The organism is Pseudomonas sp. NFACC14 (assembly GCF_900106885.1).
In the GTDB taxonomy this organism is placed as follows: Bacteria; Pseudomonadota; Gammaproteobacteria; order Pseudomonadales; family Pseudomonadaceae; genus Aquipseudomonas; species Aquipseudomonas fluorescens_AA.
In genome coordinates this window covers 1-14,684 of the sequence record NZ_FNOA01000016.1, presented here as the reverse complement: position 1 = coordinate 14,684, position 14,684 = coordinate 1, and the positions used below count along the sequence as shown (strand labels likewise).

Here is a 14,684-nt window from a genome sequence, read left to right as displayed (position 1 = left end):
TCTTAAGGACAGTTAATGAAAAACCGTTTGTTCATCCTCACTCAATACCTGCTGCCCCACCACCTGCTGTCGCGGTTGGCCGGTTGCATTGCCGAATGCCGCGTGCGCTGGTTCAAGAATGCCTTCACCGCGTGGTTCGCCAAGCGCTATCAAGTGGACATGTCCCAGGCCCTGGTGGAAGACCTGACTGCGTATGAGCACTTCAACGCCTTCTTCACCCGCGCCCTGAAAGACGGCGCGCGGCCGCTGGACGAAACCCCGGGCGCGATCCTCAGCCCCGCCGACGGCGCCGTCAGCCAGCTCGGCCCGATCGAGCATGGCCGGGTGTTCCAGGCCAAGGGCCACAGCTTCAGCGTGCTGGAGCTGCTGGGCGGTGACGCGGCCAACGCAGCGCCGTTCATGGGCGGCGATTTCGCCACCATCTACCTGTCCCCCAAGGACTACCACCGCGTGCACATGCCATTGGCCGGCACCCTGCGGGAGATGGTCTACATCCCCGGGCGGATTTTCTCGGTCAACCAGACCACCGCCGAAAACGTTCCGGAGCTGTTCGCCCGCAACGAGCGCGTGGCGTGCATTTTCGACACCGAGCGCGGGCCGATGGCCGTGGTGCTGGTGGGCGCCATGATCGTGGCCTCCATCGAAACCGTCTGGGCCGGGCTGGTGACGCCGCCCAAGCGTGAGCTGAAAACCTTCCGTTACGACGAAGCCGCCCGTGGGCCGATCCATCTGGAAAAAGGCGCCGAACTGGGACGCTTCAAACTGGGTTCGACCGCCATCGTGCTGTTCGGTCCAGGCCAGGTGAAATGGGCCGAAGACCTGGTGGCCGGGTCGCCCGTGCAGATGGGCCAGGGCCTGGCGCTGCCCAAAGGCTGAGTCACACCCGCCCTTGAAGCAGGTCTGTGGGAGCAAGGCTTGCCCGCGATGAACGATAACGCGGTCTAAAAAACGCGGCGCCTGCATCGCGAGCAAGCTTTGCTCCCACAGCACTTTCAGGGCAACACGCCTGCCTGTCAGCTGCTAGAGTTGGAAACATCACGTTTATTTCCCGCCGGAGCCCGTACACGGCATGAATGAGACCAGCCCTCTCCAGCTATTGCGCGTCCTGACCCCGACACAATCACGCCTGTCGTTCTGCGATGCTACGCCACGGGACCTCAAGCGCTGGATCGCCAACCTGCCCAAGGCCAACATCGGCGAAACGGCCCGCCTGTTGTACCAGGCCCTGGGTGAACTCAACCAACTGCTCACGCCCAGCGACAATCGCCTGCAATTGCTCGAACTGCTGCGGCCCGAGGTGTATTACGTCTGCAAGCACCTGGAGCGGCACTTCCTGCAACAGGCCATCGTGCTGGATGATCGCTCGCGCAAGATCGTCAACCTGTGCCAGGCCCTGCAAACCCAACTGGCGATGGGCTACAAACAGATCGTGGCGCGTATCGCGTCGAAATACACCAAGGACCGGGCCCGCCTGCTGAGCACCGCGCTGCAACGGGCGATGCATGCCCTCAACGGCCCGCTGCTGCGTGCCAGCCAGCTCTACAGTCCAGTGCCCGAGGGGCTATGGCTGGACTTGCATCAGTTGTACCGGATCGCCTGCCTGCATCGCTTGCAACACCTGAGCGTGAGTGACGAGCTGGCCAGCCAGGTCCATCAATTGAACGCCGAGCAGACCTATGTCGTCGCCCTGCTGCTGGGCGCGTCACGCAGCAATCAATTGCGCCAGAGCCAGATCGGACGACTGACCGAGGTGCTCGAATCCTGGAGCCAGTGGGTCAAGCTGGACCCTGCCACCGCTGCCAGGAGCCTGTTCGCCGTCGCTCCAGAGCTGGATGTCGGGCCACGCTACCGCTCCAAGTTCCGGGCCGAACAGCAGCCGACCTTGCAGGGCTTCGATCCCCAGCCACTGGTGCGTGCAATCGCCACTCACCTGGAACAACCTGCCGATAATACGTTGCCAGTCCCTGGCGGCATGAGTGCCGACACTTTGCATCACCTGCAAGCCGCCTGGGGCGAAGCGGCTGAACGCAGCTTCCAGCGCACCGAGGGCAACGGCACGCTGACCCTGTGCGTCGGCATGAGTGCGCTGCACTACTACCTTGGCGGCGAGCGCTCGTTCAACGAAATCCTGAAAAGCCCCGCCACCCGCAAGGCCCGCTTCGAAGCCTCGCCGAGCAAGACAAACGATACCTGGAAGCAAGCGTTCGACGCCGCCCCCGCCGGCGACAGCGACCTGCTGCCCTATGAAGAAATCGAGTACCCGGTCAACCCGGCCGATGACGATGGCACCAGCTCCGACAACCAGCATCACTTCCCCACCTACGACCTGCCGATCATCAACCACAGCCCTGGCGGCTATTGCCTCGGTTGGCCCAAGGAGGTGCCGGAACAACTGCAAGCCGGGGAAATGATCGGCATCCGCGACAGCAGCGACCAAGCCTGGAGCGTCGCCGTGGTGCGCTGGATCCGCCAAGTGCGCAACGGCGCCATGCAAATGGGCATCGAACTGGTCGCCCCCCATGCCCAGCCTTGCGGGCTGCAACTGGTCCGGGAGAACGAGCACGGTCACTACCTGCGCGGGCTGTTGCTCCCCGAGATCAGCGCCATTGACCTGCCCCCGACCATGATCGCCCCCCGCCTGCCCTTCCAGGAAGGCCAGCGGGTGTTGATCAATACCAACGGCCAGGAACGCCGCGCCGGCCTGGACCGCCGGGTGACCAGCACCCACAGCTTCAACCAGTTTTCCTATCACCCGGAAGATTCGGGAGCCACCGAGGAGAGCGGCGACCAGGAAGGGAATTTTGATTCGTTGTGGAAATCGCTTTGAACCACACATAACCCATTGTGGCGAGGGAGCTTGCTCCCGCTGGCCTGCGCAGCAGGCCCCTGCGGTCGATGCGACACAGTCAGGCCCCAGGCTTCAGGGCCGCTTCGCGCCCCAGCGGGAGCAAGCTCCCTCGCCACAATTGCGCTCACTCCAACGTCAGTGTGTCAGTCAGAGCTGACCGTCACGATCCCTGAAGCCCAGCAAGTACAACACCCCATCCAGCCCCAGGGTGGAAATCGCTTGCCTGGCCGACTGCTTGACCAGCGGCTTGGCGCGAAATGCCACGCCCAGGCCCGCGATCGCCAGCATCGGCAGGTCGTTGGCGCCGTCGCCCACGGCGATGGTCTGCTCCAGGCGCAGGCCTTCCTTTTCAGCCAGTTCACGCAGCAGGTCGGCCTTGCGCTGGGCATCGACGATCGGCTCGACGGCCACGCCGGTGACCTTGCCGTCCACCACTTCCAACTCATTGGCGAATACGTAGTCGATACCGAGCTTGGCCTGCAACTGCTTGGCGAAGTAGGTGAAGCCGCCGGACAGGATGGCGGTCTTGTAGCCCAGGCGCTTGAGTTCGGCGAACAGGGTTTCGGCGCCTTCGGTCAGGCGCAGCGAAGCGCCAATGGAATCCAGCACGCTGACGTCCAGACCTTTAAGCAGGGCCAGGCGTTCCTTGAAGCTGGCACGGAAATCCAGCTCGCCGGCCATGGCTCGCTCGGTGATGGCCGAGACCTTGTCGCCCACGCCGGCCGCCTTGGCCAGTTCGTCGATGACCTCGGCCTCGATCAGTGTCGAGTCCATGTCGAACACCGCCAGGCGGCGGTTGCGGCGGAACAGCGAATCTTCCTGAAAGGCGATGTCGACGTTCAGTTCCTGGGCCACGCTGAGGAATTCCGCACGCAACGCCTGGGGATCGGCCGGCTCGCCGCGTACCGAAAACTCGATACAGCCCTTGCCCTTGTCGGCCGGGGTGTCCAGCGGCATGCGCCCGGACAGGCGGTCGATGTGGTCGATGTTCAGGCCATATTGGGCGGTGATCGAGCTGACGCGCTGCAACTGCTCGGCGGTGACCTTGCGAGTCAACAGGGTCACGATATGGCGCTTCTTGCCCTGGCCGGCCACCCAATGCTGGTAATCGTCCTCGGACACCGGGGTGAAGCGCACCTGCTGGTCGAGCTTGTAGGCGGTGAACAGGATGTCCTTGAGCACGGACTTGCTTTGTTCGGCGTCCGGGATTTCAACCAGGATGCCGAACGACAGCGTGTCATGGATCACCGCCTGACCGATGTCGAGAATGTTCACACCACCCTGGGCCAGAACGCCGGTAATGGCCGCAGTCAGACCCGGACGGTCGCTGCCAGTGATGTTTATCAGGACGATTTCGCGCAAGGCGCACCCCCGCAGGTGGAAAAAAACCGCATTCTACCCACATTCAGTGACCATCGGGCACCGCCAGTGCTTTGCCGGTCATGGGCCTGTCGCTATACTGCGCGTCAATTTCACGGACAAAGAGCCGAGCTCAGTGAACCGGCCCACGCCAGTCAAAACCGACAATTTCTTCCTGCTGATCTTCCGTGCGCTGCGCCACCGTCGTGTGCCGATCGCGTTGCGCATTGCCAGCCATAACGTGATCCTGGTCGCCCTGGCCCTGGTCATCTATGCCTGTGTGATGGGTTTGCAGTTCAAGCAGGCGATGCACGAGCAGGCCGATGCCCTGGGTGAAAGCCTGACCACCCAGACCGCCACGTCCGCCACCGAGCTGCTGGTGTCCAACGACATCCTCAGCCTCAACGTGCTGCTCAACAACCTGACCAAGAACAAGCTGGTGGCCCACGCCGCCATCTACAGCGTGGACAACCGCATCCTCGCCGAGGCCGGCCAGCGGCCCAAGCCTGGCCTGCTGGGCGAGTCCGGCGGCATGTACCAGAGCAAGATCACCTTCCAGGACGTGACCGCCGGGCAACTGCGCATCAGCCTGGACATGGACCAGTTCCAGCAACCGATGACCATCAGCCTGCAAAGCATGGGCATTCTCAGCGCGATCCTGCTGGCCCTGGCACTGGCCCTGAGCCTGCGCCTGGGGCGGCACATCTCCACGCCGCTGCTGCAATTGCGCGTCTGGCTGCGGGACATCGACGAACACACGCCGGCCACCCAGCGCCAGGACGAGATCGGCGACCTGGCCCGGCAACTGCACGCCAGCTTCGCCCCGGAACCCGAGCCCCAGCCGGAACCTGAAGACCTCGACTACACGGACGACGATGCCGAGCCAGGCTTCGAAGTGCGTGACCTGCGCGACCCGGGCTTCGACGAAAGCCAGCCGATGCCGGCCTCCAAACCGGCCCCACGCCACGTGGTGCGCGCGGTGGAGGACGAGGAAGACGACGACGCCTTCGCCGACCTGCGTGACGAGTCGGTCAATGGGGCACCTCAGCCGGTCGCCAGGCCTGTGGCCTCGAACCTGCCCCAGCACAGCGCCGTACTGGCCGTGCAACTGGGCGCCCAGGATCAACTGCGTCGCCTGCCCCAGGCGCGCCTGAAGGAGTTGCTCGAGCGCTACCGCGACTGCCTCGACCAGGCCGCATCACTCTATCAGGGCGAATTGCACACCTTGAACGACGGCAGCACGCTGATGCTGTTCCACACCGAAGACAGTGGCGACGACTACCTGACCAATGCCATTTGCTGCGGTGAGTTGCTGCGCGCCTTGGGTCACCAGTTGCAGATCGAAGTCGCCGACAGCGGCATCACCCTGCAACTGCAGTTGGGCCTGACCTTGGGCGATGGCTTGTTCGGCTTGAGCCAGATCGACCTGCTGCTGACCGAAACCGCCCAGGACGCCCTGGCGCTGTCGCAACACAGCCGCAACCTGCTGCTGGTGGAGCGCAAGATCAACGACGACGCCCTGATCCGCCAGCGCGCGCGCATCCGCCCCATCGCCAGCCCCGAAGGCGCGTGTTGCGTGGAGCGCTTGATGGAGCCTTATCCATCGATGCTGGAGCGGCAACTGGCGCGGATGCATGAGCGCCAGGCCTGAGTTTCAGGACATGAAGTAACGAAGCCCGCAGATGAGTGATTGTCTGCGGGCTTTTTTGTTGCCTTCAGCGCCGCCATCGCGAGCAAGCTCGCTCCCACAGGGGATCCCTGCAAGCCTCAGACCTGCTGTGGGAGATGAGTGATTGTCTGCGGGCTTTTTGTTGCCTGGGCCGGCCTCATCGCGAGCAGGCTCGCTCCCACAGGGAGATGTCTGCCGGTCTCAGACCCAGTGTGGGAGCGAGCTTGCTCGCGATAGGGCCGGCCCAGGCACGAGAGATCCAACCGGCAGAAACGACAAAGCCCGCATCAACGCGGGCTTTGTCGTGTATCCGGTCCAACCGTCAGAACCTGAACACTTCCATGTCCGTACGAATCGGCAAGGCCATGGGAATCTTGTCCTTTTCCTTCTCTGCCGGTTTGGCCGGGGCTGGCGCGGCCTTGCGGGGCACTTCGGCGACAGGCGGCTGGTTGGCCAGGGGCTTGAGCGACACCGACAGCTGTTCGGCCAGGCGTTGCAGCAGCACGCCCTGGGCCTGGACCTGTGCCGCCGTGGTGCCGGCATGTTGCTCTTGCAGATGAACGATGCGGTTCTCGCGCACCTTGCCACGACGGTCGATCAACCGCCATTGGGCATCGAGCACTGCCGGCTGGGCTTTACCCGAGTCCAGGCGGGTAATCGACAGCAGTACCTGCACATCCGGGGTGAAACCCTGGGTCGCCGGTGCCAGCACCACGCGCTGGCTGTCCAGGTGCCCGGCGAGCTGGCGCAACAGCAACTGATCGATGTCGGAGGACAGGCTGCCGGCCCAACGGCCGTCAGTGGCGGCTTGCAGGCTGCCGTCCGGTTGGCGTTGCAACAAGGTTTCACGCTGCAGGTAGTCAGCGATCAGAACCGGGCCGAGCAATACGGCCATGCCTGTGCTTTGCGCAGGCTGGGCCGGGGTTCCGCTGTCCAGTTGGTACAGCGACACCGGCTGGTTCATGCTGCAGCCCGCCAGGCCAAGCAGGCCGGCGAGCCACAAAATAGGGAGGCGCAGAGCAGTCATCGTTCCGTCCAGGTGGCAGCCACAAGGCTTGCCACAGTGAAAAAATACTCGGTCAATGTGAAGAACGCTCGGCTACGCCGGCGCTTGAAAGGGCCTATCATCCGTGAATATGCGCGCCGACTCCAGCGCGAAAGCATCGATCTGCGGCATTTAATCGCAGACCGAGCCCTCTACTACGCCTAATTGAGGTTTTCGACGAGCAGCGCATCGACCCGCTGAAATCCCCTCGGAAGCTTGTTGCCCCGCCGACCACGTTCACCCTTGTAATGCTCAAGATCGTCCGCCTTCAACGAAAGCGTACGCTTTCCTGCCTGTAGCACAAGCGTGGCGCCCTCCGGCAACACTGCAATATCCGTGACATATTCCTCACGACTGGCGACCCGTTCGCCGGGAATGCCGATAATCTTGTTGCCCTTGCCTTTGCCCAACTGTGGCAAGTCGCTGATCTTGAACACCAGCAAGCGACCTTCGGTGGTCACCGACGCCAGCCAGTTGTTCTCCCGATCGGCCACCGGGCGCGGCGCAATCACCTTGGCGTTGTTCGGCAGGCTCAACAGCGCCTTGCCCGCCTTGTTCTTGGCTTGCAGGTCCTCGCCCTTGACCACGAACCCGTAACCCGCGTCCGACGCAATGACGTACAGTCCATCATCATCAGGCATCAGCACACATTCAAAAGTTGCACCCGGTGGAGGCGTTAATCGACCGGTGAGCGGCTCGCCCTGGCCGCGAGCCGACGGCAAGGTATGCGCCGGCACCGAATAGCTGCGCCCGGTAGAGTCGACGAACACCGCGAACTGGTTGGAACGCCCGGCCGCCAGGGCCTTGAAACCGTCCCCGGCCTTGTAGGAAAGCCCCGTCGCGTCAATATCATGACCCTTGGCGGAACGTACCCAGCCTTTTTCCGACAGCACGACGGTGACTTTCTCGTTCGGCAGCAGATCGTGCTCAGTCAGGGCCTTGGCTTCGGCGCGCTCGACGATTGGCGAACGCCGGTCGTCGCCATAGGTTTCGGCGTCCTTGAGCAGCTCGGTACGTACCAGCTTCTTGAGCTTGGCTTCGCTGCCCAGCAAGGCTTGCAACTTGGCCTGTTCCTTGAGCAGTTCATCCTGCTCGGCGCGCAGCTTCATTTCTTCCAGGCGCGCCAACTGCCGCAGGCGGGTGTCGAGGATGTAGTCGGCCTGGATTTCACTCAGGTCAAAGCGCGCGATCAAGCTGGCCTTGGGGTGCTCCTCGGTGCGGATGATGTGGATCACTTCATCCAGGTTGAGGTAGGCAATCAACAAGCCGTCCAACAGGTGCAGGCGGCGCTCGACCTTGTCCAGGCGGAATTGCAGGCGCCGGCGCACGGTCTTGACCCGGAACTCCAGCCATTCCACCAGCAATGCCCGCAGGTTTTTCAACTGCGGCTTGCCGTCCAGGCCAATGATGTTGATGTTGACCCGATAGCTGGACTCCAGGTCGGTGCTGGCGAACAGGTGCTGCATCAGCGCGTCGTGGTCGACCCGGCTGTTGACCGGGATGATCACGATGCGGCAGGGGTTTTCATGGTCGGATTCGTCGCGCAGGTCCGCCACTTGCGGCGCTTTCGACGGTTTTGCCTGCATCATCGCGGCAATCTGCTCCAGGACCTTGGCTCCGGAGACCTGATGCGGCAGCGCCGTGACAATGATGTCGCCGTCTTCGATGTGGTACACGGCGCGCATGCGCACCGAACCGCGACCGGTCTCGTAGATCTTCAGCAGGTCGGCGCGCGGGGTGATGATTTCGGCTTCGGTCGGATAGTCCGGCCCCTGGATGTGCTCGCAGAGCTGTTCCACCGTGGCTTTCGGCTCGTCCAGCAGACGCACGCACGCCGTGGCCACTTCCCGCAGGTTGTGGGGCGGCACGTCAGTGGCCATGCCCACGGCGATGCCGGTGGTGCCATTGAGGAGGATATTGGGCAAACGTGCTGGCAGAACCAGGGGTTCGTCGAGGGTGCCGTCGAAGTTCGGCCCCCAGTCCGCGGTGCCCTGGCCCAGCTCGCTGAGCAGCACCTCGGAATAGCGCGACAGCCGCGCCTCGGTGTAACGCATGGCCGCGAAGGACTTGGGATCGTCCGGCGCACCCCAGTTACCCTGGCCGTCCACCAGTGTGTAGCGATAGCTGAACGGCTGGGCCATCAGCACCATGGCCTCATAGCAGGCCGAGTCGCCGTGGGGGTGGAACTTGCCGAGCACGTCACCGACGGTACGCGCCGATTTCTTGTGCTTGGAATCCGCATCCAGCCCCAGCTCACTCATGGCATAGATGATCCGCCGCTGAACCGGCTTCAAACCGTCGCCGATGTGCGGCAAGGCACGGTCCATGATCACGTACATGGAGTAGTTGAGGTAGGCATTTTCGGTGAAGTCAGCCAGCGATCGGCGTTCTACGCCGTCTAAGCTGTCTGCAAGAATGTCGCTCATGCGGGCCTCATCAGTTCGTTGTCTGGCGCAGCAGCATGGTGCCGTCGCGCTGGGTAAATTCAAGTTTGTTCAAGGCGCTCATGCCCAGCAGCACTTGCGTGCCACCCAGGCCGGGCGCCACCAGGGCACGGACATCGCGCAAGACGATGTCGCCCAATTGCAGCCGGTCGACGCGGGTACGGTAGCCTTCGCTCACACCATTGGCGGTGCTCAAGGTCACGCCGAACCCTTTTTCCAGCTTGAGGCGCTCGGCCAGCTCCATCGGAATCGCCACGTCAGTGGCACCGGTGTCGAGCATGAAGTCCACCGGCTGGCCGTTGATCTGGCCGCTGGCGACGAAATGCCCCTGTTGATTGCCGACCAGCTTCACCTCGATAAAACCTTCACCTTTTTGCGAATACACCTGGGTATTGGGGTTTTGCTGGCGCTGCTCCCATTGGGCAAAAAACCGCGTCGCCAGAAACAGCGCGGCGCACCAGGCCAGGATCATCAGCACCCGGCCGGCGCGCTTGCCCGGCACCTGCTGGCTCACGGCGAGGCACTCCAGCCACCCTCGGGCGCGGCGAAGCGCCAGACGATTGGCCGCTGCTCACCATCGGCCCGCTTGCCATCGTTGTTGTCCAGGCCGATCCAGGCCCCCTCGGCATCCACCACCAGTGCTTCGGCCAGCCCGTAGGCCTGGGGATAACGGCGGTTATCCTGCAACGCCTCGGCGGCGAACGACCAGCAACGCTCGACCTGGGCGGTCCGCGGGTCACGCCGGCAGATCTGATAGGCGTTGCGTTCCAGGGTAAACAGCTTGCCATTGAACAATGACAGGTCCGCGAAATCCCGCGGAACCGCCTTGGCCTTGGGGAACTGCGTCGGCTGCATCTCCCGTCCGGCTTCGCTCAGCAACACGCAATTGCCATCGCAGTCCCACACCGTCTGCTGACGCTTGATCAGCAGCAGGCCGCGACGTTCGCGCTCGGCCGCCAACCACAGCTGGTCACCGGCCGGGTTGATCGCCAAGCCTTCGAACAACGCATTGAAATGCAGCAACATGCCGCTGGCACGGGCCTGGCGGATCAGGGTGGGGGCGATTTTCAACCAGGACGCGGGGCCCGACGGCGGCACCTGCAATACCGCGGCATGGGACTCACTGACCACATAACGGTTGCCGACGCTGTCACAGCTGATGCCTTCGAAATCCAGCTCGCCACCACGCAGGAACGACGCCGCCCAGGTCCGCGAGCTCAAGCCCCAGGGCAAACCGTTGTCCGGCACCTTCGGCACCTCGATTTCAACCACCTCGGCCTGCCAGACCGGCGCCTCGGAGGGTGCGAGGCGATAGATGCGGTCATCGTCGCGATCGGACACCGTCCACATCTCGCCGCCGCACAGCGCCAGCCCGGACAGGTTGCCGCCGCGCATGCCATCGACGACATGCTCGGACAGCAGCTTCAGTTCCGGCGCAGGTCCTGCGACTACCACCCCCACCCACAGCCACAACGCCAGGGCGAACCCGTTGCGCATCAGGCCAGCACCTCGGCCAGGTCCCCTTTGGATTCGAGCCAGGACTTGCGGTCGCCGGCGCGCTTCTTCGCCAGCAACATGTCCATCATTTCCGAGGTCGCTTCGAAATCATCCAGGGTCAACTGCACCAGCCGGCGAGTGTTCGGATCCATGGTGGTTTCGCGCAACTGCGGCGGGTTCATCTCGCCCAGGCCCTTGAATCGGGTGACCTGCGGCTTGCCACGTTTCTTCTCGGCCACCAGGCGATCGAGGATACCGTCGCGCTCGGCTTCGTCCAGGGCGTAGTAGATTTCCTTGCCCAGGTCGATGCGGTACAGCGGCGGCATCGCCACGTAGACGTGACCGGCGTCCACCAACGGGCGGAAATGCTGGACGAACAAGGCGCAGAGCAACGTGGCGATGTGCAGGCCGTCGGAGTCGGCGTCGGCGAGGATGCAGATCTTGCCGTAGCGCAGCTGGCTCATGTCCTCGGCGCCCGGATCGACGCCGATGGCGACGGCGATGTTATGCACTTCCTGGCTGGCCAGCACTTCGCTGCCGTCCACTTCCCAGGTGTTGAGGATCTTGCCCCGCAACGGCAGGATGGCCTGGAACTCCTTGTCCCGCGCCTGCTTGGCCGAACCACCGGCGGAGTCACCTTCCACCAGGAACAGCTCGGAACGCATCGGGTCCTGCCCGGCGCAATCGGCCAGTTTGCCCGGCAAGGCTGGCCCCTGGGTGATGCGCTTGCGCTCGACCTTCTTGCTGGCCTTGAGACGGCGACCGGCGTTATTGATCGCCAGCTCCGCCAGGGCCAGGCCGGTTTCCGGGTTGGCATTGAGCCACAGACTGAACGCATCCTTGACCACACCGGAAACAAACGCCGCCGCCTCACGGGACGACAGGCGCTCCTTGGTCTGGCCGGAAAATTGCGGTTCCTGCATCTTCATCGACAGGACAAAGGCAATGCGTTCCCAAACGTCTTCCGGCGCCAGTTTCACGCCACGGGGCAGCAGGTTGCGGAACTCGCAGAACTCGCGCATGGCATCGAGCAGGCCCTGGCGCAAGCCGTTGACGTGGGTGCCGCCCTGGGCCGTAGGGATCAGGTTGACGTAGCTTTCCTGGACACTTTCGCCACCTTCGGGTAGCCACAACAGCGCCCAGTCCACCGCTTCCTTGTTACCGGCCAGGCTGCCGCAGAACGGCTCGTTGGGCAGGCGCTCGAAATCGTTGACCGCGTCCACCAGGTAAGAGCGCAGGCCGTCTTCGTAATGCCATTCGACTTTCTCGCCGGTGGCCTTGTCCTCGAAACTGACCAGCAGCCCCGGGCACAACACGGCCTTGGCCTTGAGCACGTGCTTGAGGCGGGTCACGGAGAATTTCGGCGAATCGAAGTACTTCGGGTCCGGGGCGAAATACACGCTGGTCCCGGTGTTGCGCTTGCCGACCGTGCCGACCACTTCCAGCTCGGTGGCCTTGTAGCCGTCGGCGAAAGTCATCTGGTATTCGTTGCCATCACGCTTGACCCGCACCCGCACCTGGGTCGACAAGGCGTTGACCACGGAAATACCCACCCCGTGCAAACCGCCGGAGAACTGGTAGTTCTTGTTGGAAAACTTGCCGCCGGCGTGGAGCTTGGTGAGGATCAGCTCGACGCCCGACACACCCTCTTCCGGGTGTATGTCCACCGGCATGCCGCGACCGTCATCGCTGACTTCCAGCGAGTGATCGGCGTGCAGGATGACCTGCACCGACTTCGCATGCCCGGCCAAGGCTTCGTCGACACTGTTGTCGATGACTTCCTGGGCGAGGTGGTTCGGCCGACTGGTGTCGGTGTACATGCCGGGGCGCTTGCGCACCGGGTCGAGGCCCGAGAGGACTTCGATGGCGTCTGCGTTATAAGAGCTAGCGCTGGGAGTGGCCATGGGGTCTCGTCGTCAGTGTTCAATGAAAAAGGGGCGACGGCTCACAGCGAGGTGAAGTCGATCGCCTGGTACAAATCGGCGCCAATGCCGGCAAAACTCAACAGCGCCGGCAACTGCTGGGCAAACCCTTGGAAACTGTGGTCGCCGCCGGCCTGGATGCGCAAGGCACAGGCGCGGTAATACTGCTGGGCGTGGCGATAATCCAGCGTTTCGTCACCGGTTTGCAACCATACCTGATACCGCTGCGGATCCCGGGGCGCCGGCACTTCCAGCTCGGCCAGGGCCGTCACGTGGTCGTGGGTCAATTCCCAGGTTTCGTCGGTGTACAAGTTCTTCTGCGTACCCAGGTAACCGTCGAACATCCGATGCGGGCTGACGGCCGGGTTGACCAACAGGGCCTTGAGGCCGTGGCGCTCGGCCAAGTGAGTCGCATAGTAGCCGCCGAGCGAGCTGCCGACCAGCAGCGGCCGCCCCAGTTGTGCAATCGCCTGTTCCAGCTGACCGATGGCTTGGCGGGGGTGATGGTGCAGGGCTGGGACTTGTAGACGGTCGCTCAGGCCCAATTGCGCCATTACTTTGATCAACTGACTGGCCTTGGTCGACGCTGGGGCGCTGTTGAAGCCGTGAATATAAAGGATAGAACCCGACATTGCCGACTCCCTGGGTGTGGGGCAAAGGCCGGAGTTTACAGGGAGTCCGGGGAGGTCTGGGGCGTTTTGAACAACATTTCGTCTTCGTGGCGAGGGAGCTTGCTCCCGCTGGCTACGCAGTAGCCATGCACTCTGAGCGCTCTCCTTCTACGCCGCCGACGTGGCTGAATACTCCACTGCCTGACAACCATTTCAATGCGATGTTTTTGCGTCACTGCGTACGGCCCGTGCCGCTCTGTGGGTGGACAGGAAGAATGAAAGACCGTTCGTCACGACTGTTATTCCTTACAGTTTAATTCTAGGCGACACCAGAGCCATATGTACGACGGTTGCGTTCACAACCATAAACAATCTCTCAAAAAAAGGAGAATCGCCATGAGCAACAGCACACTCGGCTCTTGGAATATAAAAGCCTTTATTGATAATCGGCAATTCACCCCACCAGATCATGCTAAATCCCGTTACGAGGAAGCCTTCTTCAGGATGGACATCGGGAGCACTTTAGATATAGATGGAAAGGATTACTATGAGGTTACTGACATAACTGCCACATGGCGAATCAGCCATAACTTTGACTACGAAATTTACTTTAAGCAGGTTCAACCTCCCACGACTGCTTCAAGTTCTGGATCACGCCTACCGCCCCCCAAAGAAAACAATCAAGACATTCAACCCATCGAAATAGATCGCGACACCGTCGAATTCATGTTTTTCCGCGACGCAACCTTTACCGAGTCAAACCTGTCAAAAGGCGACACACTTATTATCAGCGCTATAGAGTACAAAATATTACATACCCGCTTTCAATTTGACAACGAAACCGCTAACTACTGGATATATCAGGTCTGTCTTAGACCGTGATTTGTCATCCCACTAAACAGGCCAAGCAGGGGTTCAGAGCAATTCAAGGCAATATTTACTGAAATTTCAACTAACCATAGATTGTCTGGCTGTACTCTGACCATTGTGGGAGCGAGCCTGCTCGCGATGGCGGCCTAGCGGATTGTATGTTTTGACCGTGTACATATCCATTTCTTCGGTAACGGCCACTTAGGGTTCCGCCCTGACGGCGGGTCACTTTCGAAAAGCGCGAAAGTAACCAAAGCGCTTTTGCCCCACCACTTGGTGCCTCGCCTAGGCTCGGCATGCCCGAACGCAGGCATTGCTCCGTGGGCCGCCGCGAAGGGCCATCCATGGCCCAGCGCGGCTACCTCGGCATCCATGCCGAGGTGCCCACTGCGCAATGCCTGCGTTCGGCCAGCGTGGTT

11 protein-coding genes are annotated in these 14,684 nt (G+C 62.2%); 4 read left to right on the top strand and 7 right to left on the bottom strand.

Annotation, left to right across the window (positions count from 1 at the left end; all coding sequences use genetic code 11):
* The first annotated feature begins 15 nt into the window (after positions 1-15).
* Entirely contained in the window at positions 16-876 is an 861-nt protein-coding gene (gene asd, locus BLU85_RS21295; protein ID WP_092205347.1) for an archaetidylserine decarboxylase, read from the top strand.
* Between the two features lie 193 nt (positions 877-1,069).
* Positions 1,070-2,827 carry a molecular chaperone gene (locus BLU85_RS21290; RefSeq protein ID WP_092205346.1) on the top strand — a complete coding sequence of 586 codons (1,758 nt, stop codon included), beginning with the start codon at positions 1,070-1,072 and terminating at the stop codon, positions 2,825-2,827.
* 168 nt (positions 2,828-2,995) lie between these two features.
* On the opposite strand, the gene serB is transcribed toward BLU85_RS21290, so the two are convergent.
* Entirely contained in the window at positions 2,996-4,210 is a 1,215-nt protein-coding gene (gene serB, locus BLU85_RS21285) for a phosphoserine phosphatase SerB (RefSeq protein ID WP_092205345.1), read from the bottom strand.
* 133 nt (positions 4,211-4,343) lie between these two features.
* Between serB and BLU85_RS21280 the strand changes: the two genes are divergently transcribed.
* On the top strand, positions 4,344-5,858 hold the full coding sequence (locus BLU85_RS21280) for an AhpA/YtjB family protein (protein WP_092205344.1): 1,515 nt from the start codon (positions 4,344-4,346) through the stop codon (positions 5,856-5,858).
* Between the two features lie 340 nt (positions 5,859-6,198).
* On the opposite strand, the gene BLU85_RS21275 is transcribed toward BLU85_RS21280, so the two are convergent.
* The 6 genes from BLU85_RS21275 to BLU85_RS21250 all read right to left on the bottom strand — a co-directional run bounded on the left by BLU85_RS21275 (position 6,199) and on the right by BLU85_RS21250 (position 13,416).
* The gene (locus tag BLU85_RS21275; protein WP_092205343.1) at positions 6,199-6,903 is read right to left on the bottom strand and encodes a PqiC family protein; all 705 of its coding nucleotides are present in this window, start codon (positions 6,901-6,903) and stop codon (positions 6,199-6,201) included.
* A 179-nt stretch (positions 6,904-7,082) separates the two neighbouring features.
* Positions 7,083-9,347 carry a DNA topoisomerase IV subunit A gene (gene parC / locus BLU85_RS21270; RefSeq protein WP_092205342.1) on the bottom strand — a complete coding sequence of 755 codons (2,265 nt, stop codon included), beginning with the start codon at positions 9,345-9,347 and terminating at the stop codon, positions 7,083-7,085.
* 10 nt (positions 9,348-9,357) lie between these two features.
* Positions 9,358-9,879, bottom strand: coding sequence for a retropepsin-like aspartic protease family protein (locus tag BLU85_RS21265; RefSeq protein ID WP_092205341.1), 522 nt, complete (start codon positions 9,877-9,879; stop codon positions 9,358-9,360).
* The gene (locus BLU85_RS21260) at positions 9,876-10,862 is read right to left on the bottom strand and encodes an esterase-like activity of phytase family protein (protein ID WP_092205340.1); all 987 of its coding nucleotides are present in this window, start codon (positions 10,860-10,862) and stop codon (positions 9,876-9,878) included. The genes BLU85_RS21265 and BLU85_RS21260 overlap by 4 nt, the downstream gene beginning before the upstream one ends.
* The gene (gene parE, locus BLU85_RS21255; protein ID WP_092205339.1) at positions 10,862-12,766 is read right to left on the bottom strand and encodes a DNA topoisomerase IV subunit B; all 1,905 of its coding nucleotides are present in this window, start codon (positions 12,764-12,766) and stop codon (positions 10,862-10,864) included. The genes BLU85_RS21260 and parE overlap by 1 nt, the downstream gene beginning before the upstream one ends.
* A gap of 41 nt (positions 12,767-12,807) precedes the next feature.
* On the bottom strand, positions 12,808-13,416 hold the full coding sequence (locus BLU85_RS21250) for a YqiA/YcfP family alpha/beta fold hydrolase (RefSeq protein ID WP_092205338.1): 609 nt from the start codon (positions 13,414-13,416) through the stop codon (positions 12,808-12,810).
* A 375-nt stretch (positions 13,417-13,791) separates the two neighbouring features.
* On the opposite strand from BLU85_RS21250, the gene BLU85_RS21245 reads away from it, so the two are divergent.
* Positions 13,792-14,277, top strand: a complete 486-nt coding sequence (locus tag BLU85_RS21245) for a hypothetical protein (RefSeq protein WP_092205337.1) — start codon at positions 13,792-13,794, stop codon at positions 14,275-14,277.
* The last annotated feature ends 407 nt before the right edge of the window (positions 14,278-14,684 follow it).